Genomic DNA, 23370 nt, shown 5'->3' with positions numbered 1-23370 from the left:
CGCGCAGCCTAGGGTAAGCACCAAGTCCGGGCTAGTCCGGCTGCTTCGAAATGGGCACCACGCGTCCGGCCTGCTCGACCACGCCGCGCACCGCGCGCGCCAGGTCCACCGCACCGGGCGTGTCGCCGTGCAGCAGGATCGAATGCGCGCGCATCGGGATCTTCTTGCCGCTGTAGCTGGTGACCGTGCCCTCCTCCAGCAGCTGGCGCACGCGCGCCAGCACCGTGCCCTGGTCGTGGATCACCGAACCGGGCTGCTTGCGCGGCACCAGCAGGCCATCGTCGCCGCAGGCGCGGTCGGCCAAAAAGGTGGTGCGCACGCGCAGGCCGCAGCGCGCGGCGGCGTCCTCGATGGCGCGGCTGGCGGACGAGCTCACGATGAGCATCGGATCGAAATCCGCCACCGCGCGCACCAGCGGCTCGGCCAGTGCGGCGTCCGCCGCGGCCATGTTGCCGAGCGCACCGTGAAAGCTCATGTGCGTCATGCGGTGGCCGGCGGTGCGCGCCATGCCGTCCAGCGCGCTCAGCTGGTAGAGCACGTAGGCGACGAGTTCCTTCGGTTCGATCTGCATCGGCCGGCGGCCGAAGCCGAGCAGGTCGGGAAAGCCCACGTGCGCCCCCACGTCGACGCCCCGCGCGAGTGCCATGCGCACGGTGCGGTCCATGATGACCGGATCGCCCGCATGGAAGCCGCAGGCCACGTTGGCGGAAGAAACGATGTCGAGCAGCGCCTCGTCCTCGCCCATGCGCCAGGGTCCGAAGCCTTCACCGAGGTCTGCGTTCAGGTCGATGTCCATGGGAGTCCTTTTTCTCTCTCGTTCGTCAGAGGGGGAGCAGGTCGACGAGCGGCGTGCCGAAGCCGACCGCAAGGCCGTCGGCCGCGTGGATGCCGTCGACGATGCCGGCCTGCGGCGCGGTCACGGGCAGCAGCAGCGGGCCGATCTTCAGCAGGCCGACGGTCTGGCCGGCTTCCACGTGCTCGCCGATGCGCACCAGCGGCGCGGCAGCCAGCGGATGGCTGTGCAGGAACACGCCGAGCGAGGGGGCGTGGATTGGCAAGCGCTCCGGTTCGGCTTCTTCCGCCGGCAGTTCCACGATGTCGTCGCCTTGCCGACCGAGGCGCAGCGTGCCCTGCGGCGTGCGCAGTTCGAGTAGGCCGATGTTGGTGCCGGCCAGCCAGGCGGCCAGCTGCGGGGTGCGCAGTGCGGTGTCCTGCATGTCAGTTTCTTCCGGGGCGCTTTTGTTCGGGCCGCTGTTGTCCAGGGCGCGTGCACAGGCCACCGGGTACTCCCCTCCGCGAATGTCCCCCGGGGGCTGCGCCCCCTCCTCCTTTATTTCGCTGCGGGGAGCACCCGATGCCCTGTGCACCTGGGCACGCTCGTTGTGCATCGCTGATCAACGACTGCTCTGTCCAACGCTCCCGTCGATGGGGTGCCTTGCGCAGCGAAATAAAGGAGGAGGCCGCAGGCCGGGGGACATTCGCGGAGCAAGGTACCCCGTCGGCGGGAGCGCGCCCTGAACAGAACACTCCAAACACAACACGGCGAATCGAAGAGCAAGGCGTCATCCCGGTTGCCTCGCTATAGACACAGGCGCACCGCGGTGCAGTTCCACCATGCGTGCCACCTTGTCGAGCCAGGCGCGCACTTCGTCGAGCGCGGCCAGCGCTTCGTCCCAGGTGGTTTCGATGAAGCGCACGCGACTGCCGATGGGCGCCTGGCCAAGGCGCCACATGTCGGCCTCGATCACCGTGCCGAACTTGGGGTAGCCGCCCGAGGGCTGGGCGTCGCGCATCTGGATGATCGGCTGCCCGCTGTGCGGCACCTGGATCACGCCCGGCACGATGCCGTGCGAGCGCAGCTCCATCGGCGCGATGGGGCGCAGCGCCTCGCCTTCGAGGCGGTAGCCGTAGCGGTCGCTCTGGGAAGTGATCTTCCATTCGCCGGCCCAGAAGGCGGCGCGCGACGCGGGTTCGAAAGCCATGTACTCGGCCGCGGGCAAGACGCGCACGGCCGCCACGCCGCCCTGCTGCAGCAGCAATGCGAGCGCGGGCGGCACGAGGCCGAAGCCAGTCTTGCTCGCAGCGCCTGCACCGGCGGCGCGCAGCACATCGCCCCGGCGCAGCGCGCGCCCTTCATGGCCACCGAAGGCACCACGCAGCTGCGTGCTGCGCGAGCCCAGCACTTCGGGCACGTCGACCCCGCCGGCCAGGCACAGCATGGCGCGGCTGCCGCGCTGCTGCGCGCCGCCTTGCGGCAGGCCCAGCGCCAGCACCTGCCCGGCCCGCGCCTGGTGAACCCACCAGGGCAGCAGCGGCTGGTCGTCCAGCCGGGCTGCGCAATCGGCGCCGGTCAGCGCGAAGGCGCAGTCCTCGCCGAAGCGCACCTTGAAGGGAAACACCGGCACTTCGATGGCCGCTGCACCCGGCGCGTTGCCCAGCAGCAGGTTGCCGGCCGCGAGTGCCAGGTTGTCCATGGCGCCCGAGGTGCCGACGCCCCAGCGCAGGCTGCCGGTGCGCCCCAGGTCCTGCACGGTGGCGAGCGCGGCGGAGGAAAGCACTTCGATCATCGGACGATGTCCTCCACGCGGAAACGGATCATGTCGCCCGGCTGCAGCGTCGCGGGCGGGTCCTGCGCGGGATCGAAGAAGCACATCGAGGTGCTGCCGATGGTGTTCCAGCCGCTGGGCCCGGCCGAGGCCGACACGCCGGTCTGCGCGCCGCCGATCGACACCGCACCACCCGGAATGCTCAGCACCGGCACCTTGCGGCGCGGCGTGGCGATGCGCGCGTCCATGCCGCCCAGGTAGCAGTAGCCCGGATGGCTGCCGAGCGCATACACCGGGTAGAGCGGCGCGCTGTGCAGCTCGACGATGCGCTCGACGCTCAGGCCGGTGTGCGCCACCACGTCGGCCATGTGCGGGCCGCCCGCGCCGCCGTAGACCACGGGCAGCTCGACCACCCGGCCTTCCCTCGGCAGTGCGACGGCCGCGCCCCATGCATCGCGCAGGCGCGCCTCCAGGGCTTCGAGTGCGCCGGCGCCGCGCGGCGGGTGCAGGAAGGTCAGCATCAGGTTGTTCATGCCCGGCACGGCTTCGCGGATCTCGGGCCAGGCCTGGGCCTCGCGCGCCAGCGCCCAGATGCGCTGCTGCGAGTTGAGATTCATCTCGCCGGGCGCCTCGAAGATCAGCGCGGTCGTGCCCAGCAGGCTGATCGACGGCTGCTGCGCGATCATGCCGCGCTCCTTTGCTGCAGCCAGCGTTCGAGGTGATGGATGTCCACGCCGCCGGCGGCAAAGCCTTCGTCGCGCAGCAGTTCGCGGTGCAGCGGCACGTTGGTCGCGATGCCTTCGACGTGCATCTCTGCGAGCGCGAGGCGCATGCGATCGAGCGCATCGGTGCGCGTGCTGCCGTGCACGATCAGCTTGGCGATCATCGAGTCGTAATAGGGCGGCACGCGGTAGCCGGAATTGGCATGCGAATCGACACGCACGCCGAAGCCGCCCGGCACCTGCCAGCCGGTGATGCGCCCGGGCGAAGGCGCGAAGGTGTAGTGGTTCTCGGCGTTGATGCGGCACTCGATCGCATGACCCTGGCACCGCACCTCGCGCTGCATCAGTGCAAGGCGCTCGCCGCGCGCCATGCGCAATTGCTGCTGCACGATGTCGATGCCCGCGGTCATCTCGGTCACTGGGTGCTCGACCTGCAGGCGGGTGTTCATCTCGATGAAATAGAAGGCGCCCTTCTCGTAGAGGAACTCGAAGGTGCCGACGCCGCAGTAGCCGATCTGCCGGCAGGCAGCCGCGCAGCGCTCGCCCACCTCGGCCATCAGCGCCTCGTCGATGCCGGGCGCGGGCGCCTCCTCGATCACCTTCTGGTGGCGGCGCTGCAGCGAGCAGTCGCGGCTGCCCAGCCAGACGGCGTTGCCGTGGCTGTCGGCCAGCACCTGGATCTCGACGTGGCGCGGGTGCAGCAGGAACTTCTCGATGTAGACCTCGGGGTTGCCGAAGGCTTGGCGCGCTTCCTCGCGCGTGAGCGCCATTGCATCCAGCAGCGCGGCTTCGCCCTGCACCACGCGCATGCCGCGCCCGCCGCCGCCGCCCGCGGCCTTGACGATCACCGGGTAGCCGATTTCGCGCGCGAGGGCCTGCACGGCGGACGGGTCGTCCGGCAGCGGCTCGTCGGGCCCCGGCACGCAGGGCACGCCGGCCTTGCGCATCGCGCGCTTCGCCGAGACCTTGTCGCCCATGGTGCGGATGCAGGCGGCGCTGGGGCCGATGAAGACCAGGCCGGCCTGCTCCACGCGCGCGGCAAAGCCCGCGTTCTCCGACAGGAAGCCGTAGCCCGGGTGGATGGCCTGGGCGCCGCTGACTTCGGCGGCAAACAGGATCGCGGACTGGTTCAGGTAGCTCTGCGCCGGCGCGGAGGGCCCGATGCACAGCGCTTGGTCGGCCTGTGCGACATAGCTGGCTTCGCTGTCGGCCTCGGAATGAGCGACCACGGTCCTGAGGCCCAGTCCACGGCAGGCCCGCAGGATGCGCAGGGCGATTTCGCCGCGGTTGGCAATGAGGACGGTGTCGAACATCGCGCGGCCTTCCTCAGCCGAAGCGGAACAGGGGCTCGCCTGCTTCCACTTCCTGGCCCGAATGCACCAGCACGGCCTGCACGGTGGCGGCGGCGTCGGCGCGGACTTCGTTGAACATCTTCATGGCCTCGATCACGCAGAGCATCTGCCCGGCCTCGACGGCTTGCCCCGGCTGCACGAAGGGCAGCTCGCCCGGCGCGGGTTGCAGGTGCACCACGCCGTACAGCGGCGCGAGGCATTCGGCCGCGGCGACTGGCGGCGGTGCCTGCTGGACGGACTCTGCGGCGGGCGCCTTGCGCGCAGCAGCAGCCGGGCGCCGCGCCGTGGGCACGGCCGCCAGCGCCGATTGCTTCACCAGCCGCAGCGTGCTGCCGTCTTCGCTGTACTCCAGCTCCGCGAGGTCCGAGGCCGCGAGTGCGTCGATGAGCGTCTTGATCTGTTCCTGCTTCATGCCGGGCTGCCTGTGGCGACAGAACATCCTTGGGGTGGCCGACGCATTCCGCGAACGCGTGACGGCAGGCATGAACGGTAGCGGCCCGCGGGCACAAAGCCCAAGACGGAATGGCTGTGCCGGGATAAGGGCGGCTTATGACGGAGCGCTACGACAGCGCGGCCAGCTCGGGTTCGGGCGTGGCCGCGAAGGTGCCTGCCAGGTCGACCACGAGTTCGAGCAGGATGCTCTTCACGGCCTGCGCCGGTTCCGAGAGCGGCAGGTGGTCGGACTGGCACAGCGCGAGCGGCGCCTCGATGACCGGATCGACGATCTGGAACTGCCAGGCCCCGCAGGCCGCCACCACTTCGCGCGCCATCGACGCCGGCAGAATGGTGGCGCCCAGCCCGTCGGCAATGGCGGCCGTCAGCGTGAAGGCCGATTCGATCTCGGCCACCACACGCGGCACCATGCCCGCGCGCACGAAGGCCGCGTCGACCAGCTTGCGCACCACGTTGTAGGGGCGCGGCAGGAAGAGCTCGATGTCGCGCAGGTCGGCCAGCTTCACGGGCTGCGCCGGCGCCGGCATGGCCGCCGGCCCGACCAGGAACAGCGGCTCCTTGAGCAGCGGCAGGAACGTGAGGCCGTGGATCGCCTTGTCGCCGTAGAGCACGGCCAGGTCCATGCGGCCGTTCATGATGAGCTCGCTCAGCGTGGTGCCGTAGTTCTCGTTCAGGTAGAGCAGGATGCCGGGGTGGCGTGCGCGCACGGTGCGCAAGAGCGGCAGCGACAGCGCCGAGGCCGCCGTGCCGGGCGCAAGACCCACCGACACCTGGCCCGACAGCCCTTCGCCGGCCGCCTCCATGTCCACGCGTGCCTGCTCGCACTGGCGCAGGATGATCTGCGCATGGCGGTACAGCACCTTGCCGGCCTCGGTGGGCGTGACGCCGCGCTTGGTGCGCACCAGCAGCTGCTGGCGCACCTCGCCCTCGAGCGTGGCCAGCTGCTGGCTCAGCGCGGGCTGGGCGATGAAAAGAACCTCGGCCGCCTGCGTCAGGCTGCCGATGTCCACGATCTTCACGAAATATTTGAGGCGTCGCAGGTTCACGCCGTGTCCCCAAGCAAAAGCCGAGCCTAGCACCGCCCCCGCGCAGCGGCCATCGGGACCCACCATAAGCTCTGCCTATACAACCAGTGCAATCTCGTCTTGGCCTCGCGGGATCGATGTGCGTACCGTTCGGTCCATGCCATCGCCAACCCAGGAAGACAAGTGACGCCCTCCCGCATTGCCGCCCGCGTGCGGCGCATCAAGCCCTCGCCCAGCACCTCCGCCGCCGACCGCGCCAACGAGCTGCGCCGCCAGGGCAAGTCGATCGTGAACCTTGTGGTGGGCGAGCCCGACTTCGACACGCCGCCCCACATCCGGCAGGCCGCCGCCGCCGCCATCGAGAAAGGCGCGACACGCTACACCCTGATGGCCGGCACGGTGGAGTTGCGCCAGGCCATCGCCGCCAAGCTCGAGCGCGAGAACGGCCTGCGCTACGCGATGAACGAGATCATCGCCACCAGCGGCGCCAAGAGCGCGATCTACAACGCGCTTGCCGTCACGCTGGAGCCGGGCGACGAGGTGATCATTCCCGCGCCCTACTGGGTGTCGTACCCCGACATGGTGCTGGCCTGCGATGGCACGCCGATCACCGTGGCCTGCCCCGAAGCCAGCGGCTTCAAGCTGACGCCCGCGCAGCTGGAGGCGGCCATCACGCCGCGCACGCGCTGGCTGCTGATCAACTCGCCCAGCAACCCGACCGGCGCCAGCTACACCGCCGACGAATACCGCGCGCTGGCCGAGGTGCTGCAGCGCCACCGCCAAGTGATGGTGATGACCGACGACATCTACGAGCACATCCGCTTCGATGGCCAGCCAACGCCGCACCTGCTCGCGGTCGCGCCCGCGTTGCGCGAGCGCACGCTGGTGGTCAACGGTGTCTCCAAGACCTATGCGATGACGGGCTGGCGCATCGGCTATGCGGCCGGTCCGGTGGATCTGGTCCAGGCGATGGACACGCTGCTGTCGCAGTCCACCGGCAACTGCTGCTCGGTGAGCCAGGCGGCCGCCGCGGCCGCCATGAATGGCGACCAGGGCTTCGTGGCCGAGAGCGTGGCCGTCTACAAGCAGCGCCGCGACCGCACCCTGGCGCTCGTCAACGACATCCCCGGCCTGCGCTGCACCCCGCCGCCCGGCGCCTTCTACCTCTACATCCACTGCGGCGGCCTGATCGGCAAGACCACGCCGCAGGGCAAGCGGCTGGACGAAGACGGAGACGTGGTGATGTACCTGCTCGAGAGCGAAGGCGTGGCCGTGGTCGCGGGCACGGCCTACGGGCTGGCGCCCTACTTCCGCCTTTCCATCGCCACGTCGATCGAGACGCTCGAAGAAGGCTGCACGCGCATCGCGCGGGCCGTGGCCGCCCTGCGCTGACGCGCCCCTGACTGAATTTCCGAGGACAACACCCATGCCCTACAAAGCCATCCGCAAGAACCCGTCGGCCGCACCGGTGGCGCCCGAGATCCTCGCCGCACTGCGGGAGATTCCGGTTGCGGCGCTGAGCGACAACATGCACCGCAACATCGGCAGCACCGGCCTGCATCCCTACCACCGCCCGGCGGCACGGACCATGGCGGGCACGGCCGTCACGGCGCGCTCGCGCGGAGGCGACAACCTTACGTACCTGCGCGCGCTCGAGTTCTGCCGGCCCGGCGACGTGCTGGTGATCGATGCGGGCGGCGACCTCAACAACGCGGTGGTCGGCGGCATCCTCTCGTTCTACGCCGCGCACATCGGCACCGTGGGCGTGGTGATCGACGGCGCGATCCGCGACGTGGCCGAGGTCCGGGCACGCGAGTTCCCGGTGTATGCGCGCGGCGTCACCCACCGCGGCCCCTACAAGGACGGGCCTGGCGAGATCAACGTGCCGGTGTCCGTCGGCGGGATGGTCGTCAATCCCGGCGACATCGTGGTCGGCGACCAGGACGGGCTGATGGCCTTCGCGCCAGACGAGGCTGAGCTGCTGATCGAAAAGGCGCGCGCGCACCTCGCGACGGAAGCGGAGACCATCCGGGCCATGAAGGAAGGCCGCTGGGACCGCGCCTTCATCGATGCGCTCGAGTCGCGCTGCGCCAACTGAAGCCTGCGTGCCGTGTCGGCATTCGATGCGGGGCAACACCATCAATCCTGAAGTGCCGGACTCTTCGATGATGCCTCGCAAGCTGCTGGTCATGGGCGTGTCGGGATGCGGCAAGTCTTCCACCGCGGCTGCACTCGCACGCGCCCTGGGCGCCTTGATGATCGAGGGCGATGACCATCACCTTGCGCAAAGCCAGAAGAAGATGCGCCGCGGAATCGCGCTGGACGATGCGGATCGCGATCCCTGGCTCGATCGGCTCGGTGCCCTTGCGGCGGAATCCACGGGCCACGTGGTCGTCACCTGCTCCGCTCTCAAGCGCCGCTACCGAGAGCGGCTGCGCGCGGCGGAACCGGCGCTGCTGATCGTCTACATCGACATCACGCCCGAAGAAGCGCGCGCCCGCGTGGCGGCGCGAACCTCGCACTGGTTTCCTGCGAGTCTGGTGGACAACCAGTTCGCGACGCTGGAGCCGCCCGTCGACGAGCCCGCGACACTGTGGATCGACGCAAGCTGGACCATCGAGATGCAATGCGAGGCCGTCCTGCGCTGGCTCCATCGCTGTTGTTGAAACCTCGCGTCATCTTTTTCTCGTCTCCCGGTTCCCGCGACGGCGCCTTCGTGCCATAAAGCCGCACAGTGAGAACTTCAAGACACAGCACCCTGCGCACCGGCCTTGCCGCGGTTGCGGCAATCGTCGTCGCAGCGGCTCTCGCGGGCGCCGCCTACGAGCAGATCGGCCGCTACCGCGCGGCGCGGGACTTTCCCGCGCCCGGAAAGATGATCGACATCGGCGGCGGGCGCCGCATCCAGCTCGATTGCCGCGGCACCGGCGCTCCCACCGTGGTGTTCGAAGCAGGCTTGAGCGTCGACGGATCGTTGAGTTGGTCGGCCGTCCAGCCGAAGGTCGCGGCGCACACGCGCGCATGCGCCTACAGCCGCGCGGGGCTGATGTGGAGCGATCCTTCGAACGCTCCCCCCGGCGCAAGGCAGGCGGTGCGCGACCTGCGCGCCGCGCTGGCCAACGCGGGCGAGCGTGGCCCCTTCGTGCTGGTCGGGCAATCGCTGGGCGGGCTCTACAGCGTGGGCTTCACGCGCGACTTCGGTGCCGAGGTGGCGGGGCTGGTGCTGGTCGATCCGTCGCATCCGGAGCAGGTCGAACGCGTCGCACATTTCATGACCGAATCGCGCTCGATGCGCTCGCGCATCGGCGTGGCGTTTGCGCCTTTCGGCGTGCTGCGCGCGGCCGCGCCGGCGCTGCTGCCGCAGCCCCCGCATCGAAGCGCGCACGAGATGCAGGCGATCCGCGCCTTCGCGCCCAAGTCGCTGCGCACGCAGCTCGCGGAGAGCGATGCGACCGATGCCTCGCTCGCCGACGTCAAGGGCTTCCGCGACCTGGGCGATCGTCCGCTGGTGGTGCTGACCGCGATGGCACCGTACACCGCCGCCGAATTGCGCGGCATGAAGATCACGTCCGAGCAGGGCCGGCAGGTCCAGGCGATCTGGAAGCAGATGCACGAGGAGATGGCGGCCTGGTCCTCGCGCGGCAGCCACCTGCTTGTGGCCGACGCCGGGCACGACATCCAGCTCGACCGGCCGCAGGTGGTGGCCGATGCGGTGCTGTCCGTGGTCGACGCGGTTCGCAGCAACAGCCGCTGATGCCTCGCCCGGCAGCGAGGCAACGCCTTTGCGTCAGGCCATCGGCTGGCCGCCTCGCGCCGCTTTCAGGGCCGCGGGCGCATGGCCGTACGCTCTTGAAAAGGCCCTGGAAAACGCCTCGGCGCTGCCGAACCCGGTGCGGCGTGCCGCGAGCTTGACCGGATCGCCGGCCATCAGGTAGCGGCGCGCCAGCGTCAGGCGCCATGCGCCGAGGTACGCCATGGGCGTGGTGCCGACGATCGTGCGGAACGTCGACATGAAGGTGCTCCTTGACATGGCCGACCGGCTCGCCAGGTCATCGATGGTCCACTGCCGCGACGGCATGTCGTGGATCGACACCACGGCCCGATGCAGCGAGGGATGCGCGAGCGCGGCGAACAAGCCCGGCTTCTGCGTGCCCGCATCGATCGCGCTCCTGAGCGCCATCAGCACCAGCACCTCGGCGAGCCGGTTCAGCGCCGCGCTGCGGCCGCAGCGGCTCCCCGCCGCTTCCGCCATGAAGGCGGCGGCGGTGGCCTGCAGCGACGGCGAGCCGTCCAGGGGCACGGACACCTCCTCGGGCATCGCACTCATCAGCGGATTGGCATCGTTGTCGAAGTCGACGCTGGCCGCGATGCGCGCGTCGGGCGGCAGTTCGGAAAAGCCGCCGGGCCGGAAGATCACCCGGCCTGCGATGCCGTCTTCCGGGCCCGCGAGCAGCAGGGCCGGCACGCCGGGCTCCCCCGGCGCAAGCACCGCCACGCGCAGTTTGAACACTTCGACGAAGGCGGCGAGGCGGTCCATCTTGGGTGGATTCGGACTTTGAGTCATGAAAGTCGGACGTTTCATTGCGCCGAGCATGAGATCTTTGGGCCTTGTTTGCAACCCCCCTCTTTTTTCAAGGAGCACCCCCATGCTGATTCCACGCCAACAAGCCCCGGACCTGAGCGTCGACACCCTCGCCGCCGGCCGGTTCCGGCTGATCGAAGAGAAGCCCGAGCGGATGACGCTGGTGTGCTTCTACCGCGGGCTGCATTGCCCGATCTGCGCCAGCTACCTGAAGGAACTCGAGCGGCTGACGCCGGCCTTCGCCGAACGCGGCGTGACCACCATCGCGATCAGTTCCGACGGCGAGGAACGCGCCCGCGCGATGGCCGACAAGATCGGCGCGGCCAAGCTGCGCATCGGCCACGGCCTGTCGCTCGCGGATGCCAGGAAGTGGGGGCTGTACATCTCGGCGAGCCGGGGCAAGACCTCCATCGGCATCGACGAACCGGCGCTGTTCTCGGAGCCCGGCCTGTTCCTGGTCAGGCCCGACAACACCGTCTACTACCTGTCCGTGCAATCGATGCCCTTCGTGCGGCCCAACTTCGCCGAGATGGTGCAGGCGCTGGACTTCGTCATCAAGAACGACTACCCGGCGCGCGGCGAGCAGCTGCTGGAGCAGCCACCGGCCTGAGGCGGCACGAAGGTTGCGTAAACTGGCTCGCACCCCATGAACCGCGAGCCAGACTTCCTCGAGCACCTGCGGGCCGAACTTTCGAGCGGCCGCATCTGGCTCGACCGTGCCATCGTGCTGGGCTATGCGATTGCGGCCGGGCTCTTCGTGGTGGGCTTCACGCTCGCGAGCGACTGGGTGTTCGGCGCGTTCCTGCGCTTCCACGGCGCGTGGCCCTGGGCCGTGCTGCTGACGACGCCGCTGCTCACAGCCGCCATCGTGTGGCTCACGCTGCGCTTCTTCCCGGGTGCGGGAGGCTCGGGCATTCCGCAGATCAAGGCGGCGCTGCATGCCACCCTGCCGGAGGAACGGCGCTTCCGCTTCGCATCGCTGCGGCTCACGGTCGCCAAGATCGGGCTCGGCGCGGCGGGCTTCGCGGCGGGGCTTTCGATCGGGCGCGAAGGGCCTTCGGTGCAGGTGGCGGCCGGGGTGATGCAGCATGCGCGGCGCTGGCTGTCGCCCCGCACCACCATCGACGGGCGCGCACTGCTGGTGGCCGGCGGCGCGGCGGGCATTGCGGCCGCCTTCAATGCGCCGCTCGCCGGCGTGGTGTTTGCGATCGAGGAGCTTTCGGGCCGCCTCGAGGCGCGCTCCAGCGGACTGATCATCACCGCCATCGTGCTGGCGGGCCTGGTGGCCGTTTCGGTGTTTGGCAACAGCAGCTATTTCGGCGTGATCCGCGTCCCGCGGCTGGGGTGGGACGCGCTCGGGCCAGGCCTCTTGGTCACGCTGCTCAGCGGTGCTGCGGGCGGCCTGTTCGCGCGGCTGCTGATCGCCTCGCTCACGGGTGCGCCGGGGCGCTTCAACCGCTGGCGGGCCCGCTTTCCGGTGCGCTTCGCGGCCGCCTGCGGCCTGGCCGTGGCGGTGATCGGGCTCGTCACCGGCGGCGTCACCTTCGGCGCCGGATCGGAGGCGGTGAAGCAGATGCTGCAGGGGCATGACGAACTCACGCCGCTCAACACCGTGCTCAAGTTCGTCGCCACCTGGCTCACGGCCTGGAGCGGCGTGCCGGGCGGCATCTTCGCGCCTTCGCTGTCCATCGGCGCGGGCATCGGCGACGCGGTGGCCTCGCTGGCCAGCAGCGATCTCGGTCCTGCGCTGATCGCAATGGGCATGGCCGGCTTCCTGGCCGCGGTGACGCAGGCGCCGCTCACCGCCTTCATCATCGTGATGGAGATGGTCGACGGCCATTCGATGGTGCTGAGCCTGATGGCGGCCGCCATGCTGGCCAGCCTGGTCTCGCGCATGATCAGCCGGCCGCTCTACGACACGCTGGCCGAACACATGGTGAGACGCGCCGTCGATTATTCGACGCAGCCTGGGGAGGCTACCGCGGAAGTCACGCCCGCCGCCAGCACAACGCCGACGCGGTAACCAGGCAGAGCGCGAGGAACACGATGGCCGCGTTCACCGCATGCGAGTACTCCCAATGGCGCCGCAGCGTCTCCCAGTTCGCCGGGACGGTGGTCCAGTTCTGCGTGGCCTGGTTGCCCGGCATGGTCCACGCCACGAAGATCGCGAACATCGCGGCGATGCAGGCCGCGGCACCGAGCGCGAGCCAGAATGGCACGGGCTGCGAGCGGACGACGACCGCCAGGGCGATGTTCGCCACCAGCGCCGCCACCCACAGAGAGCCGAGCACGGCCCAGCCGCGGTAGATGCCCTGCACCAGGAAATACTCCGACTGGCCGAGGCCGATCTTGTTCGGAAGCGCCGCCAGGTGCGCGCCCGAAGGGATCAGCGCAAGCGCGCCGATCGCGATGGCCAGGAACTGAACGATCCTCGTGCTCATGACGATGCCATGCTGCACCCTCGCCATCCGCTGCGTGTAGGAACGTGCCGCACAACGGCCGCCGCGAAGGCGCTACGCCGCCGGCTCCACGAAAGGCCGGGCCTTCTCCAGGAAGACGGTCTCGTCGTCCACCTCGCTGCCGAGCGTGAAGTCGCGCGAGACGGACGGTACGTCCACATCGTCGAGCATCTGCAGCGGCCGCGCCCAGCGGCGCATCATTTCAGGGAAACGTGTGCGAAGGAATTCAGGGTGTGCTGCAACGACAGTTCCTCCGGCTGCCATCCGTCAACGATGTCCGACAGACGGGCATCGCGGCCCGCGCAAAGTGAAAAGTCGTCCACACACCAGGAACAGGAGCACCACCATGCGCGATTTCGTTTCCTTCGCAGCCGGCGTGGCTGCGGGCACTGTTGCCATGTACTACCTCGATCACCAGAGCGGCCGGCGGCGCCGGGCGCTCGCGCGCGACAAGGTCGTTGCGGCCGGGCACGAGGCCGCGGACATGGCCGAAGCCACAGGCAAGAGAGCGGCGGACCATCTGAAGGGGTACATGGCCACCGGCCGGTTCGACCGCACCGGAGGCGGCGAGCCCGAGACCGACTCCCAACTGAACGAGCGCGTCCGCGCACGGCTCGGGCGGGTCGTGAGCCATCCGAAGTCGATCGAGGTGGAAGTCGACCGCGGCCGCGTCCACCTGCGGGGCCACATCCTGACCCGGGAACTCGACGACCTGCTCTACGAGCTGAAGCAGATGCGGGGGGTGCAGGCGGTGACCAACGACCTCAGCTGCCACGACACGGCAGAGGGAATTTCCGAGCTGCAGGGCCGCACCGAGCCCGCCGGGCGCCCGCTGCATTGAGCGGGGCGCATCCGACGGGCAGCGGCGCATGCACGTGGCGGCACGCCGCCCTCATGCGCCCGGCCCTTGCCCGGACGGCAGCGTCAACTCGACCTTGAGCCAGCCGGGCTGCCGCGTATCGAAGTTCTTGTACGCGTCGATGGCCGAGACCAGCTCCTGCTGCTGGGTGACCAGCCCGCGCGGATCGAAGGCGCGGGTGCGCACGAACTCCAGCAGCCGCGGGATGTACTTGCGGTGGTTGCAATTGCCCATCCGCAGCGTGAGGTTCTTGTTCATCGCCTTGCCGATCGGAAAGACGGAGGCTTCGGGCGAGTACCCGCCGATGATCGAGAGCGTGCCGGCCTTGGCCACGCCTTCCACCGCCCACCTGCTGACCTGCGATGGCGCGTCCCCGGGCTGCCACAGCGCGCCGTCGGGCCGTGGGCTCGGCGCGACCTGCTGCCGCTCCGATTCGAACTCGGGTGCGAGCTTGTCCGCGCTGGCTGCGGCGGGCCCGGAATGCGGCCGCTGCGCGTCGACGCCCACGGCGTCGATCACGCGATCCACGCCGATGCCGCCGGTGAGCGACCGCAGCGCCTCGACCGGATCCTCGCGGCCGAAATCGATTACCTCGGCGCCTTGCGTGCGCGCGATCTCGAGCCGATCGGGCAATGCATCGACCGCGAACACGCGGCCCGCGCCCATGAGCAGGGCCGACGCGATGGCGAACTGTCCGACCGGACCGCAGCCGAACACCGCCACGCTGCGGCCGGGCTTGATGTCGGCCAGGTCCGCGCCGAAGTATCCGGTGGGAAAAATGTCCGACAAGAGGATTGCCTGGTCGTCCGAGATGTCGTCCGCCAGCTTGATCAATCCGACGTTGGCATGCGGAATGCGGGCCTTCTCGGCCTGCAATCCGTGGAAGCCCCCAGCCATCCTGGGGCCGCCGAAGAACGAGGTGCCGGCTCCCGCTCCGTTGGGATTGGCGTTGTCGCACTGGGCGAAATACCCGGCGCGGCAGTACGAGCAGTAGCCGCAGGCGATCGTCGAGGGCACGACCACCCGGTCGCCGGGCCGGAAGTTGCGCACGCCCTTGCCCACCTGCTCGACCACGCCGACGGCTTCGTGCCCGAGCACGGTCCCTGGCTCGACGCCGCTCATCGTGCCGCGCACGAAGTGGAGATCGGTCCCGCAGATCGCGCTGGCCGTGATGCGCACGATCGCATCGGTCGGCGCCTGGAGTTGCGGCTCGGGGACTTCATCCAGCCGGATGTCCCCGACACCATGAAAGACGACGGCCTTCATGCTCAGGCGTGCGCCCGCGCATCTGCGAACAGCCTGACCATCTCGCGGTCGAAGGCCGGCAGGTCCTGGGGCTTGCGGCTGGTGATGAGATTGCCGTCGACCACGACCTCGCGGTCCACCCATTTGGCGCCGGCGTTCGTGAGGTCGCTGCGCAGCGAGGGCCACGAGGTCAGCGTGCGGCCGCGCACCGCGCCGGCCTCGATCAGCGTCCACGGTCCGTGGCAGATCGCGGCCACCGGCTTGCCGGCCTTGAAGAAATCGCGCACGAAGGCGATGGCCTCCTCGTTGATGCGCAGCGCATCGGGGTTCATGACGCCGCCGGGCAGCACGAGCGCATCGAACTCGTGCGCGGCGGCCTGCGGCAGCGGTATGTCGACGTTGAACTCATCGGCCGGCTTGTGGTGCTTCCAGCCGCGCACGGTGTTGTCCTTCGGCGAGACGATCTTGGTGGCGGCGCCGGCCGCGTCGAGCGCCTTGCGCGGCTCGGTCATCTCGGCTTGCTCGAAGCCGTCGGCCACGAGAATGGCGACCTTGGCGCCGTCGAGTTGGGTCTTGCTCATGGGGGAAATCCTTTCGGCCGTGTTTTCAAGAGAGATGAAGAGCAGCGGCCGGCCGCTGCTCTTCAAGTGGGGGGGACGTGGTGCGCCTTTCATGCCATGCGCCTTGCCCACGAGCCACGCTCATTGGCCTTTGCGCCGGCCTGTCCGGCCCCGTTCTCGTCGTGCTCGCTCGATTCCACCTGAGCACCGTCGGAGCCCCGGAGGGGCGCACCACATCCAACACCAGACTGCGCCGCCGCGCCGCCGACTTCTGTCAGCGGGATGCGGAAGCGCTGTAGGAAATCGCCAACGGTGGCGCCAGCGTGGGTGTTCAGGCGGGCTCCGAAATCTCGCACAGCGCTTCGGCCGCGGGTTCGGGCTCGGCTTCCCTGACGGCAAGGTCGCCCAGCGCCACGATGCCCACCAGGCGCTTGTCGCGGCTGACGATCGGCAGCCGGCGAATCTGGTACTCGCCCATGATCGCGACAGCGCGTTCGACCGGTTCGTCCTCGTAGGCCCAGCGGATGCGGTCGGACATCACGTCGCGCACCTTGGTGTCGGCGCCGCGGCCTTCGGCCACCGCGCGCACGGCAATGTCGCGGTCCGAGATGGAACCGATCATCCGGTCGTTCGCGCCGACCGGCATCATGCCGAAGTCGCCGTCGCGCATCATTCGCGCGGCTTCGGCAATGCTCGCCTCGGGACTGATGACTTGCACGTCCCGGCTCATCACATCCTTGATCGTGTGCATGAGAAATCTCCTCTGTGGTTGAAAGGCCACGCGGCAGATCCGGCCGAGGCGGCCGGCGCCCGGGCCTCGTGAACACTTTGCGAAAAATTGCCGCCTCCCATCTGTAGGACTCCGCGCCCCGCGCGCGTGATCGCCTGCATCGTCGAAGGCCTACATCGACGAGGTCGCGGCGCCCTACAGCCACAGCACGCCGGCGGCCTAGAGTGGAATTTCAAATGCATGCCACCGCCCGCAAGGCCGCGCACAAAGCCGGCAAGTGATGGCAGGCACGTTGCATCCAACAACAGAAGGAGCCCAGCGAGATGGCCCTCGAACCCATCAACCCCGCGACCGGCGAGAAGCTCGAAACCTATGCGCAGATGTCCGCCGCCGCGGTCGACGACACCATCGGCAAGACGGACGAGGCCTTCCTGGCCTGGCGCGGCACCTCGTTCGAGCAGCGCGCGCAGCACCTGCGCGAGGCGGCGAAGATCCTGCGCACGAAGTCCGACACCTGGGGCCGGCTGATGGCGCGCGAAATGGGCAAGCCGCTGCGCGACGGCATTGCCGAGGCGCAGAAGTGCGCGGCGTGCTGCGAATTCTTCGCCGACAACGCGGCGCGGCTGCTGGCGCGCGAGCCGGCCGACACCGAAGCGCGCACGAGTTTCGTCACCTTCAATCCACTGGGCGTGGTGCTGGCCGTGATGCCCTGGAACTTCCCGTTCTGGCAGGTGTTCCGGTTCGCCGCGCCTGCGCTGATGGCAGGCAACGCCGCGGTGCTCAAGCATGCGTCGAACGTGCCGGGCTGCGCGCTCGCGATCGAGCAGATCCTGCGCGAGGCCGGCATGCCTGAGCACCTGTTCCGCACGCTGCTGATCGGCAATGCGCAGGTTGACGCGGCCATCGGGCATCCGCTGGTGCGCGCGGTCACGCTGACCGGCAGCGGCCCGGCCGGGAGCGCGGTGGCGCGCAAGGCCGGCGAGATGCTGAAGAAGACCGTGCTCGAACTCGGCGGCAGCGATCCCTACCTGGTGCTGGAGGACGCCGACCTCGACCTGGCCGCCAGCGTGTGCACCAAGGGCCGGCTGGTCAACGGCGGCCAGAGCTGCATTGCCGCCAAGCGCTTCATCGTCGTCGAGCCGGTGCGAAGCGAATTCGAGCAGCGCTTCGTGCAGAAGATGAAGGCGGTGCGGCAAGGCGATCCACTGGACATGGCGACGGAAATCGGCCCGCTCGCCCGGCACGACCTGCGCGACGCCCTGCACCGGCAGGTCGAGCAGAGCGTGCAGCGCGGCGCGCGCTGCCTGCTTGGCGGGCAGGTTCCTCCCGGCCCGGGCGCCTACTATCCGCCGACCGTGCTGACAGATGTCGCCAAGGGCATGCCCGCGTACGACGAAGAGCTGTTCGGTCCCGTGGCCGCGGTCATTCCGGTGCGGGACGAGGAAGAGGCCATCGCCGTCGCCAACGACTCGTCGTTCGGCCTGGGCGCCGCCGTCATCACGCGCGACCCGGCCCGCGGCGAGCGCATCGCGGCCGAGTCGATCGAGGCCGGCTGCGTTTTCGTCAACGACGCCGTCCGCTCCGATCCGCGGCTGCCCTTCGGCGGGGTGAAGGACAGCGGCTACGGCCGCGAGCTGTCGGGCTACGGCATCAAGGAGTTCGTGAACATCAAGACGGTGTGGGTGGCGCAGGCCGAGCGCCAGTGAACGCCGGGTTCAGCGGCCGAGCGGCGTCACGCGGGGCGCATGGCGCGGCAGCCATGCGATCCATGAGGGATACCAGCGCAGCAGGTGAAACACGACGAAGCTGCGCACCAGCCGCCAGCTGCTCCACTTGTCCAGGTCTGCGGCCTCGATCCGCTTGCAACTGCGGTTCATGTGCTCGAGCCGCTCGAACAGGGCGCGATTGAACGCCGGGTCGTGCACGACCACGTTGGCCTCGAGATTGAGTGCCAGGCTCAGCGGATCCAGGTTGCTCGAACCCACGGTGCTCCAGCAGTCGTCCGTGAGCGCCACCTTCGCATGCATCGGCCGTTCGCAATATTCGAAGATGCTCACGCCGGCCAGCAGCAGGTGGTGGTACAGCATGCGGGCCGCGACCCTGACGATCGGGATGTCGGGCTCGCCCTGCAGGATGAGGCGCACGTCGACGCCCCGCCGCGCTGCGTTGCGCATGTCCTGGACGAGGCGGTAGCCGGGAAAGAAGTAGGCATTGGCGATGACGACGCGCTGCCTTGCGCTGCGGATGGCCACGCGATAGTGGCGCTCGATGTCGTTCGTATGGCGCCAGTTGTCGCGGGTGACCAGGCACACTTCGGCTTCGCCGGCACGCGCATGGCCACTGCTTGCCCGCTGGTGCTCCGGCGGTCCGGGGCGATGGTTGCGCACGGCTTGCGCCTTCTTGCCGGCCGCAACCGCATGCGCGGCGAAGCGATGGATCAGCTGCACGATCGGCCCGTTCAGTTCCACCGCGTAGTCCTGCTTTGCCGTGTCTCCGAAATCGAGCAGCTGGTCGGCGGAAAAGTTGATGCCACCGACGAAGGCGCATGCATCGTCGACCACCACGATCTTGCGATGCATCCGGCGAAGCAGGTTCAGCCGCTGTCCCAGGATGCTGTGGCCCGGATCGAACACCCGCAGCCGGACGCCGGCCGAGGCCATCTCTTCGATGAAGGCGCCGGAGAGATCCGGCGAGCCGAAGCCGTCGATCAGCAGGTCGACCCGGACGCCGCGCCTGGCGGCCGCGCACAGGCACGCATGCAGCTGCGTGCCGACCTTGTCCTCGTACAGGATGAAAGTCTCGATGATCACCTCGTGCTGCGCATGCTCCACGGCCTCGAACACGCGCGGAAAGAACTCCTCTCCGTTCTCCAGCAGCGAGACCCGGTTGCCCGGAACCCAGCGAGAGCGGGCCAGGCCTCTTGTGGGAGCGTTCTTCATGGAGGGCCATCCGCACGCGAGCTCAGGGGGCCTGGTAGCCCAGGCAGTGCGCGAAAAACGCGTCGAGCTCGGTGGACTTGTCGAAGACCGCATCGGCGCCGAGCGCCAGGCACCGGCGGCGTATCTCGGGGCTCGGGTAGTTCGTCAGGACGATCAGGTGCCTGTCCCTGGAGCGGCCCTGGCAGGCGCGGACGACCGCCAGTCCCGAGCCCTCCTTCAGGAAGAGATCGACGATGGCCAATTGCCAGGAACCCTGCAGCGCAAGCGCATCGATGGCCGCTTGCGCCGTCTCGGCGGTGGCCACCACGTGAACGCCGGCCAACTCTTCCAACGCGGGAATCAGGTTGTCCCGGATCGTCCGGCTGTCCTCGACAAGGATCGCATTGAGCGGCATGCATACGCTTTCGGCGTCTGGAGGCGCTGGGGCAACGGGACGCAACCACCAATCGATTCTTTTTACGGCCGGGGTTTCTTCATCCTTGTAGGCAGGCCGCCCGACTTGGGGACGGCGCCCAGGAAGCCCGCGGCGCAAGGCGCAGCGGCTGTCTCATGAGGCCTTCTTGTGGCTTTCGGTCTCCAGCGCTTCGGCGACCCTCTCCAGCAGGTCGACCGACTTCGACAGCTTCTTCTCGATCTGGTCGGTCTGTTCGATCGCGCGGTCGAGGTCGTCGCTGCGCGCGTCCTCGGAGACCCCCTTGTCCAGCACCACGTGAACGACGGCGAGCTCATCCGCGGCTTCCTCCACCGTTTTCTTCACCTGCCTGCTTTCGTCCAGCGCGCGTTCGACGGCGCGGGTGCTGTTGCTCTCGGGCGCTTTCAGGTTGGGCATTTGGGATCTCCTCAGGAGTGCACTTTCATCGTATACCGGCGCCGCCGAAGCGTCGACAAGATGGGGTAGCCCGCCTTATTCATGCCTCCAGCGCCTCCAGCGGACCGAAGAACTCGTAGCGCAGCTGCTGCTTCGGCACGCCGAGCGCCAGGCCGCTTGCATACACCGCCTTCATGAACGGCTTCGGGCCGAGGAAGTAGAGGTCGACGTCGCGGTCGGCCGGCAGCTGCTGCGCGAGCAGCTCGCGCGTGACGAAGCCGGTCGCATGCGGCCGGTCGGATTCGCGCGGCGCGTCGTAGACATAGAGCGGCTTCACGTTGGCATGCCGGGCCGCCAGTGCATCGACGCGCGAGCGGAAGGCGTGGGCGCCGCCATGCCGCGCGGCATGGATGAAGTGCACCGGCCGGCCGGTGTGCGCCACCGACTCGAGCATGCTCATGGCCGGCGTGATGCCCACGCCGCCGGTCACCAGCACCAGCGGCCGCACGCGCTCGCCCGCGGGTTGCAGCACGAAGTCGCCGCAGGGTGCCTGCACCTGCAGCAAGGTACCGACGCCGGCCTTCTCGTGCAGCCAGTTCGATGCGCGCCCGCCCTCTTCCTGCTTGACGCTGATGCGGTAGAAGGGCTTGCCCGGCGCATCGGAGAGCGAGTAGTTGCGCCGCAGCGGCTCGCCGTCGATGTTCAGCACCAGCGTGAGGTACTGGCCGGGCGAGAACGCGAGCAACGGGCCGCCGTCGGTCGGCTCCAGGTAGAAGGAGGTGATGACGTCGCTCTCCTGCTCGCGCCGCGCCACGCGGAACTCGCGCTCGCCGCGCCAGCCGCCGGCCTGTGCGGCATTGGCGCGGTAGACCTCCTCTTCCGCGGCAATCAGCAGCGCCGCGAGCGATTGGTAGGCCTCGCCCCAGGCCGCGATGATCTCGTCGGTCGCGGCGTCGCCGAGCACGTCCTTGATGGCCTGCAGCAGGCAGCCGCCGACCACCGGGTAGTGCTCGGGCAGCACGCCCAGCGCGGCATGCTTCTGGATGATGCGCGGCAGCGCGCCGGCAATCTCGTCAAGCCGGTCGATGTGCGTGGCATAGGCCAGCACCGCGCCCGCGAGTGCGCGGGCCTGGCTGCCGGCGGCCTGGTGCGCCTCGTTGAAGAAGGCCTTCACCTCCGGATGGGTCTCGAACATGATCCGGTAGAAGTGGCTGGTGATGGCCTCTCCGTGCGCCTGGAGCGCGGGAACGGTGGCTTTGACGATGGCGATGGTTTGCGGGGTCATCTGTGGCTTTCGTGATCGGCAATGGAGATGCCTTTCCTTTTCACGATCCGTGCCAGCCCCCGGCCTCGCGCAAGTGCCCGCCGCCACTGGGGATTTTTGATGCGTGGTCAAATTCGCAACAGGATTTATGTTGTATTTATGACCACAATCAGTGTCAATACCACCACAGTCGAAGCGGCCGCGGCCACCGAGGCGCAGCGCTACCGCTCGCTTCTCGCCGCTGCGCGCGGCCTCGTTCGATGCGATGCCGCCGCGCTGCTGCGGCTCGACGGCGACGTGCTGCGGCCGCTGGCCGTGGACGGCCTGAGCGACGAAACCATGGGGCGGCAGTTCCCCGTGGCCTCGCACCCGCGCTTTGCCCGCCTGCTCGGGAGCGAGCGGGGCCTGCGCTTCCCGCACGACTGCGGCCTGCCCGACCCGTACGACGGCCTCGTCGCGGGCCAGCCGGGCATCCTGCCCGTGCACGACTGCATGGGCGCGCCGCTGCGCCTGCGCGGCGCCACCTGGGGCTTGCTGACACTGGACGCGCTCGATGCCGGCGCCTTCGAGGCGGTGGGCCCGGCGCAGCTCGACGCGCTGGTGGCGCTGGTCGAGACCGGCATCGAATCGGCCCACACCATCCAGGAAATGGAAGCGCGCGCGATGCGCGAGCAGGCCGTGGCGCAGGCTTTGCGATCAGGGCGTGGCGCCGCGCGCGAACTGCTCGGCAGCAGCCCGGCAATGAAGCAGCTGTGCAGCGAGATCGACACGGTCGCGGTGTCCGACCTCACGGTGCTGGTGCTCGGCGAGACCGGCGTGGGCAAGGACCTGGTGGCGCAGCGCCTGCATGCGCGCTCGCGCCGCAGCGACCAGCCGCTGGTGCAGGTGAACTGCGCGGCGCTGCCCGAGACGCTGGCCGACAGCGAGCTCTTCGGCCACAAGCGCGGCGCCTTCACCGGCGCGGTGCAGGACCGCAACGGCAAGTTCGAGATCGCCGATGGCGGCACGCTCTTTCTCGACGAGGTCGGCGAGCTGCCGCTGACGGTGCAGGCCAAGCTGCTGCGCGTGCTGCAGAGCGGTGAGTTGCAGCGGCCCGGCAGCGACCGCACGCTGAAGGTCGACGTGCGCGTGATCGCGGCCACCAACCGCGACCTGCCCGCGGCCATCGCGCAGGGGCGTTTCCGTGCCGACCTCTACCACCGGCTCTCGGTCTATCCGCTGGTCGTGCCGCCGCTGCGCGAGCGCGGGCGCGACGTGGTGGCGCTCGCGGGCGGCTTTCTCGAGGAGAACCAGCATCGCCTGGGCGCGCGCAACCTGCGGCTGTCGCCGGCCGCCAAGGCCGCGCTGCTCGCGCACGGCTGGCCCGGCAATGTGCGCGAGCTCGAGCATGTGATCAGCCGCGCGTCGCTGCGCGCCTTCAGGGAGCAGCGACGCGGCGCGCGCTGGACGGCGATCGAGCCGCATCACCTGGCGCTGGAGGCCGCGGCGGCCGGCGCTCCTGCAAAACCGTCGACGCCACCTGCGCCGGTGCCAACAGGGCAGCACGCGGGCCTTGCCGGCGCCACCGGCGCCACGCTGCGCGAAGCCACCGAGGCATTCCAGCGGGCCTGGCTCGCCGATGCGCTGGCGCGGCATCGCGGGCACGTGGCCAATGCGGCGCGCGAAGCCGGCATCGACCGCAGCAACTTCCACCGGACGCTGCGCAAGCTCGGTGTGCCGCGGCCAGGCGGCACGCCCTGAACGGGTCGGCCGCGGCATAAGCGGCGCTTATGAATAAGGAACGCGCGCGCGGATTCCGCAGCGGCGCCTCCCTGCCGATACTTCCG

26 protein-coding genes are annotated in these 23370 nt (G+C 69.3%); 9 read left to right on the top strand and 17 right to left on the bottom strand.

Going from position 1 to position 23370, the window contains the following annotated elements:
• Positions 1–31: 31 nt before the first annotated feature.
• The 7 genes from RZE77_RS29395 to nac form a co-directional block, all read right to left on the bottom strand.
• Positions 32–796, bottom strand: a complete 765-nt coding sequence (locus RZE77_RS29395) for a LamB/YcsF family protein (RefSeq protein WP_319443230.1) — start codon at positions 794–796, stop codon at positions 32–34.
• A 25-nt stretch (positions 797–821) separates the two neighbouring features.
• Positions 822–1217 carry an acetyl-CoA carboxylase biotin carboxyl carrier protein gene (locus tag RZE77_RS29390; protein ID WP_319443229.1) on the bottom strand — a complete coding sequence of 132 codons (396 nt, stop codon included), beginning with the start codon at positions 1215–1217 and terminating at the stop codon, positions 822–824.
• 345 nt (positions 1218–1562) lie between these two features.
• A complete protein-coding gene (locus tag RZE77_RS29385) occupies positions 1563–2567 on the bottom strand; it encodes a 5-oxoprolinase subunit C family protein (protein ID WP_319443228.1) in 1005 nt (334 codons plus the stop codon).
• The gene (gene pxpB / locus RZE77_RS29380; RefSeq protein ID WP_319443227.1) at positions 2564–3232 is read right to left on the bottom strand and encodes a 5-oxoprolinase subunit PxpB; all 669 of its coding nucleotides are present in this window, start codon (positions 3230–3232) and stop codon (positions 2564–2566) included. Before pxpB ends, RZE77_RS29385 begins: the two co-directional genes overlap by 4 nt.
• Complete coding sequence (gene accC / locus RZE77_RS29375) at positions 3229–4581, bottom strand: acetyl-CoA carboxylase biotin carboxylase subunit (RefSeq protein WP_319443226.1); 1353 nt, start codon at positions 4579–4581, stop codon at positions 3229–3231. Before accC ends, pxpB begins: the two co-directional genes overlap by 4 nt.
• Before the next feature lie 13 nt (positions 4582–4594).
• Positions 4595–5032: an acetyl-CoA carboxylase biotin carboxyl carrier protein gene (locus RZE77_RS29370; protein ID WP_319443225.1), complete on the bottom strand. Its 438-nt coding sequence runs from the start codon at positions 5030–5032 to the stop codon at positions 4595–4597.
• Between the two features lie 148 nt (positions 5033–5180).
• Complete coding sequence (gene nac / locus RZE77_RS29365; protein ID WP_319443224.1) at positions 5181–6119, bottom strand: nitrogen assimilation transcriptional regulator NAC; 939 nt, start codon at positions 6117–6119, stop codon at positions 5181–5183.
• 162 nt (positions 6120–6281) lie between these two features.
• On the opposite strand from nac, the gene RZE77_RS29360 reads away from it, so the two are divergent.
• From RZE77_RS29360 to RZE77_RS29345, 4 genes are all read left to right on the top strand, one after another.
• Positions 6282–7490, top strand: coding sequence for an aspartate transaminase (locus RZE77_RS29360; protein ID WP_319443223.1), 1209 nt, complete (start codon positions 6282–6284; stop codon positions 7488–7490).
• A gap of 34 nt (positions 7491–7524) precedes the next feature.
• Positions 7525–8196, top strand: a complete 672-nt coding sequence (locus RZE77_RS29355) for an RraA family protein (protein WP_319443222.1) — start codon at positions 7525–7527, stop codon at positions 8194–8196.
• Between the two features lie 70 nt (positions 8197–8266).
• The gene (locus RZE77_RS29350) at positions 8267–8764 is read left to right on the top strand and encodes a gluconokinase (RefSeq protein WP_319443436.1); all 498 of its coding nucleotides are present in this window, start codon (positions 8267–8269) and stop codon (positions 8762–8764) included.
• 68 nt (positions 8765–8832) lie between these two features.
• Positions 8833–9852, top strand: a complete 1020-nt coding sequence (locus RZE77_RS29345) for an alpha/beta fold hydrolase (protein WP_319443221.1) — start codon at positions 8833–8835, stop codon at positions 9850–9852.
• Positions 9853–9885: 33 nt separating this feature from the next.
• Here the strand turns inward: RZE77_RS29345 and RZE77_RS29340 are convergent, their stop codons facing one another.
• On the bottom strand, positions 9886–10746 hold the full coding sequence (locus RZE77_RS29340) for a helix-turn-helix transcriptional regulator (RefSeq protein ID WP_319443220.1): 861 nt from the start codon (positions 10744–10746) through the stop codon (positions 9886–9888).
• On the opposite strand from RZE77_RS29340, the gene RZE77_RS29335 reads away from it, so the two are divergent.
• Both RZE77_RS29335 and RZE77_RS29330 read left to right on the top strand, forming a co-directional pair.
• The gene (locus RZE77_RS29335; protein WP_319443219.1) at positions 10745–11290 is read left to right on the top strand and encodes a peroxiredoxin-like family protein; all 546 of its coding nucleotides are present in this window, start codon (positions 10745–10747) and stop codon (positions 11288–11290) included. The two genes, RZE77_RS29340 and RZE77_RS29335, sit on opposite strands and share 2 nt — an antisense overlap.
• 36 nt (positions 11291–11326) lie before the next feature.
• On the top strand, positions 11327–12703 hold the full coding sequence (locus tag RZE77_RS29330) for a chloride channel protein (protein ID WP_319443218.1): 1377 nt from the start codon (positions 11327–11329) through the stop codon (positions 12701–12703).
• Here RZE77_RS29330 and RZE77_RS29325 read toward each other — a convergent pair.
• A complete protein-coding gene (locus tag RZE77_RS29325) occupies positions 12669–13121 on the bottom strand; it encodes a DUF1772 domain-containing protein (protein WP_319443217.1) in 453 nt (150 codons plus the stop codon). The two genes, RZE77_RS29330 and RZE77_RS29325, sit on opposite strands and share 35 nt — an antisense overlap.
• A gap of 72 nt (positions 13122–13193) precedes the next feature.
• Positions 13194–13340, bottom strand: coding sequence for a hypothetical protein (locus RZE77_RS29320; RefSeq protein WP_319443216.1), 147 nt, complete (start codon positions 13338–13340; stop codon positions 13194–13196).
• A 145-nt stretch (positions 13341–13485) separates the two neighbouring features.
• Here RZE77_RS29320 and RZE77_RS29315 point away from each other — a divergent pair, with 145 nt between their 5' ends.
• Positions 13486–13980: a BON domain-containing protein gene (locus RZE77_RS29315; protein WP_319443215.1), complete on the top strand. Its 495-nt coding sequence runs from the start codon at positions 13486–13488 to the stop codon at positions 13978–13980.
• A 51-nt stretch (positions 13981–14031) separates the two neighbouring features.
• On the opposite strand, the gene RZE77_RS29310 is transcribed toward RZE77_RS29315, so the two are convergent.
• The 3 genes from RZE77_RS29310 to RZE77_RS29300 form a co-directional block, all read right to left on the bottom strand.
• The gene (locus tag RZE77_RS29310; RefSeq protein WP_319443214.1) at positions 14032–15264 is read right to left on the bottom strand and encodes a zinc-dependent alcohol dehydrogenase; all 1233 of its coding nucleotides are present in this window, start codon (positions 15262–15264) and stop codon (positions 14032–14034) included.
• Positions 15265–15266: 2 nt separating this feature from the next.
• Positions 15267–15824 (bottom strand): type 1 glutamine amidotransferase domain-containing protein, encoded by a 558-nt coding sequence (locus RZE77_RS29305; protein WP_319443213.1) that lies wholly within the window; start codon positions 15822–15824, stop codon positions 15267–15269.
• Positions 15825–16134: 310 nt separating this feature from the next.
• Positions 16135–16554 (bottom strand): CBS domain-containing protein, encoded by a 420-nt coding sequence (locus tag RZE77_RS29300; RefSeq protein ID WP_319443212.1) that lies wholly within the window; start codon positions 16552–16554, stop codon positions 16135–16137.
• A gap of 302 nt (positions 16555–16856) precedes the next feature.
• Between RZE77_RS29300 and RZE77_RS29295 the strand changes: the two genes are divergently transcribed.
• A complete protein-coding gene (locus tag RZE77_RS29295; RefSeq protein WP_319443211.1) occupies positions 16857–18239 on the top strand; it encodes an NAD-dependent succinate-semialdehyde dehydrogenase in 1383 nt (460 codons plus the stop codon).
• A 9-nt stretch (positions 18240–18248) separates the two neighbouring features.
• Here the strand turns inward: RZE77_RS29295 and clsB are convergent, their stop codons facing one another.
• The 4 genes from clsB to hmpA all read right to left on the bottom strand — a co-directional run bounded on the left by clsB (position 18249) and on the right by hmpA (position 21565).
• Positions 18249–19472, bottom strand: a complete 1224-nt coding sequence (gene clsB, locus RZE77_RS29290) for a cardiolipin synthase ClsB (RefSeq protein WP_319443210.1) — start codon at positions 19470–19472, stop codon at positions 18249–18251.
• Between the two features lie 22 nt (positions 19473–19494).
• Positions 19495–19866 (bottom strand): response regulator, encoded by a 372-nt coding sequence (locus RZE77_RS29285; RefSeq protein WP_319443209.1) that lies wholly within the window; start codon positions 19864–19866, stop codon positions 19495–19497.
• 153 nt (positions 19867–20019) lie between these two features.
• On the bottom strand, positions 20020–20301 hold the full coding sequence (locus RZE77_RS29280; RefSeq protein WP_319443208.1) for a hypothetical protein: 282 nt from the start codon (positions 20299–20301) through the stop codon (positions 20020–20022).
• A 79-nt stretch (positions 20302–20380) separates the two neighbouring features.
• On the bottom strand, positions 20381–21565 hold the full coding sequence (hmpA, locus tag RZE77_RS29275) for an NO-inducible flavohemoprotein (protein ID WP_319443207.1): 1185 nt from the start codon (positions 21563–21565) through the stop codon (positions 20381–20383).
• Between the two features lie 138 nt (positions 21566–21703).
• Between hmpA and norR the strand changes: the two genes are divergently transcribed.
• Complete coding sequence (gene norR / locus RZE77_RS29270) at positions 21704–23284, top strand: nitric oxide reductase transcriptional regulator NorR (protein WP_319443206.1); 1581 nt, start codon at positions 21704–21706, stop codon at positions 23282–23284.
• The last annotated feature ends 86 nt before the right edge of the window (positions 23285–23370 follow it).

The organism is Variovorax sp. SPNA7 (assembly GCF_033807855.1).
GTDB classification, from domain to species: Bacteria; Pseudomonadota; Gammaproteobacteria; order Burkholderiales; family Burkholderiaceae_C; genus Variovorax; species Variovorax beijingensis.
This window is presented reverse-complemented; position numbering and strand designations above follow the sequence as displayed.

Bases quoted from the DNA above. Each gene is read 5' to 3' on its own strand.
- RZE77_RS29395 (WP_319443230.1), bottom strand. From the start codon at position 796: ATGGACATCGACCTGAACGCAGACCTCGGTGAAGGCTTCGGACCCTGG.
- RZE77_RS29390 (WP_319443229.1), bottom strand. From the start codon at position 1,217: ATGCAGGACACCGCACTGCGCACCCCGCAGCTGGCCGCCTGGCTGGCC.
- RZE77_RS29385 (WP_319443228.1), bottom strand. From the start codon at position 2,567: ATGATCGAAGTGCTTTCCTCCGCCGCGCTCGCCACCGTGCAGGACCTG.
- pxpB (WP_319443227.1), bottom strand. From the start codon at position 3,232: ATGATCGCGCAGCAGCCGTCGATCAGCCTGCTGGGCACGACCGCGCTG.
- accC (WP_319443226.1), bottom strand. From the start codon at position 4,581: ATGTTCGACACCGTCCTCATTGCCAACCGCGGCGAAATCGCCCTGCGC.
- RZE77_RS29370 (WP_319443225.1), bottom strand. From the start codon at position 5,032: ATGAAGCAGGAACAGATCAAGACGCTCATCGACGCACTCGCGGCCTCG.
- RZE77_RS29355 (WP_319443222.1), top strand. From the start codon at position 7,525: ATGCCCTACAAAGCCATCCGCAAGAACCCGTCGGCCGCACCGGTGGCG.
- RZE77_RS29350 (WP_319443436.1), top strand. From the start codon at position 8,267: ATGCCTCGCAAGCTGCTGGTCATGGGCGTGTCGGGATGCGGCAAGTCT.
- RZE77_RS29335 (WP_319443219.1), top strand. From the start codon at position 10,745: ATGCTGATTCCACGCCAACAAGCCCCGGACCTGAGCGTCGACACCCTC.
- RZE77_RS29340 (WP_319443220.1), bottom strand. From the start codon at position 10,746: ATGGGGGTGCTCCTTGAAAAAAGAGGGGGGTTGCAAACAAGGCCCAAA.
- RZE77_RS29330 (WP_319443218.1), top strand. From the start codon at position 11,327: ATGAACCGCGAGCCAGACTTCCTCGAGCACCTGCGGGCCGAACTTTCG.
- RZE77_RS29325 (WP_319443217.1), bottom strand. From the start codon at position 13,121: ATGAGCACGAGGATCGTTCAGTTCCTGGCCATCGCGATCGGCGCGCTT.
- RZE77_RS29320 (WP_319443216.1), bottom strand. From the start codon at position 13,340: ATGATGCGCCGCTGGGCGCGGCCGCTGCAGATGCTCGACGATGTGGAC.
- RZE77_RS29315 (WP_319443215.1), top strand. From the start codon at position 13,486: ATGCGCGATTTCGTTTCCTTCGCAGCCGGCGTGGCTGCGGGCACTGTT.
- RZE77_RS29310 (WP_319443214.1), bottom strand. From the start codon at position 15,264: ATGAAGGCCGTCGTCTTTCATGGTGTCGGGGACATCCGGCTGGATGAA.
- RZE77_RS29305 (WP_319443213.1), bottom strand. From the start codon at position 15,824: ATGAGCAAGACCCAACTCGACGGCGCCAAGGTCGCCATTCTCGTGGCC.
- RZE77_RS29300 (WP_319443212.1), bottom strand. From the start codon at position 16,554: ATGCACACGATCAAGGATGTGATGAGCCGGGACGTGCAAGTCATCAGT.
- RZE77_RS29295 (WP_319443211.1), top strand. From the start codon at position 16,857: ATGGCCCTCGAACCCATCAACCCCGCGACCGGCGAGAAGCTCGAAACC.
- clsB (WP_319443210.1), bottom strand. From the start codon at position 19,472: ATGAAGAACGCTCCCACAAGAGGCCTGGCCCGCTCTCGCTGGGTTCCG.
- RZE77_RS29285 (WP_319443209.1), bottom strand. From the start codon at position 19,866: ATGCCGCTCAATGCGATCCTTGTCGAGGACAGCCGGACGATCCGGGAC.
- RZE77_RS29280 (WP_319443208.1), bottom strand. From the start codon at position 20,301: ATGCCCAACCTGAAAGCGCCCGAGAGCAACAGCACCCGCGCCGTCGAA.
- hmpA (WP_319443207.1), bottom strand. From the start codon at position 21,565: ATGACCCCGCAAACCATCGCCATCGTCAAAGCCACCGTTCCCGCGCTC.
- norR (WP_319443206.1), top strand. From the start codon at position 21,704: ATGACCACAATCAGTGTCAATACCACCACAGTCGAAGCGGCCGCGGCC.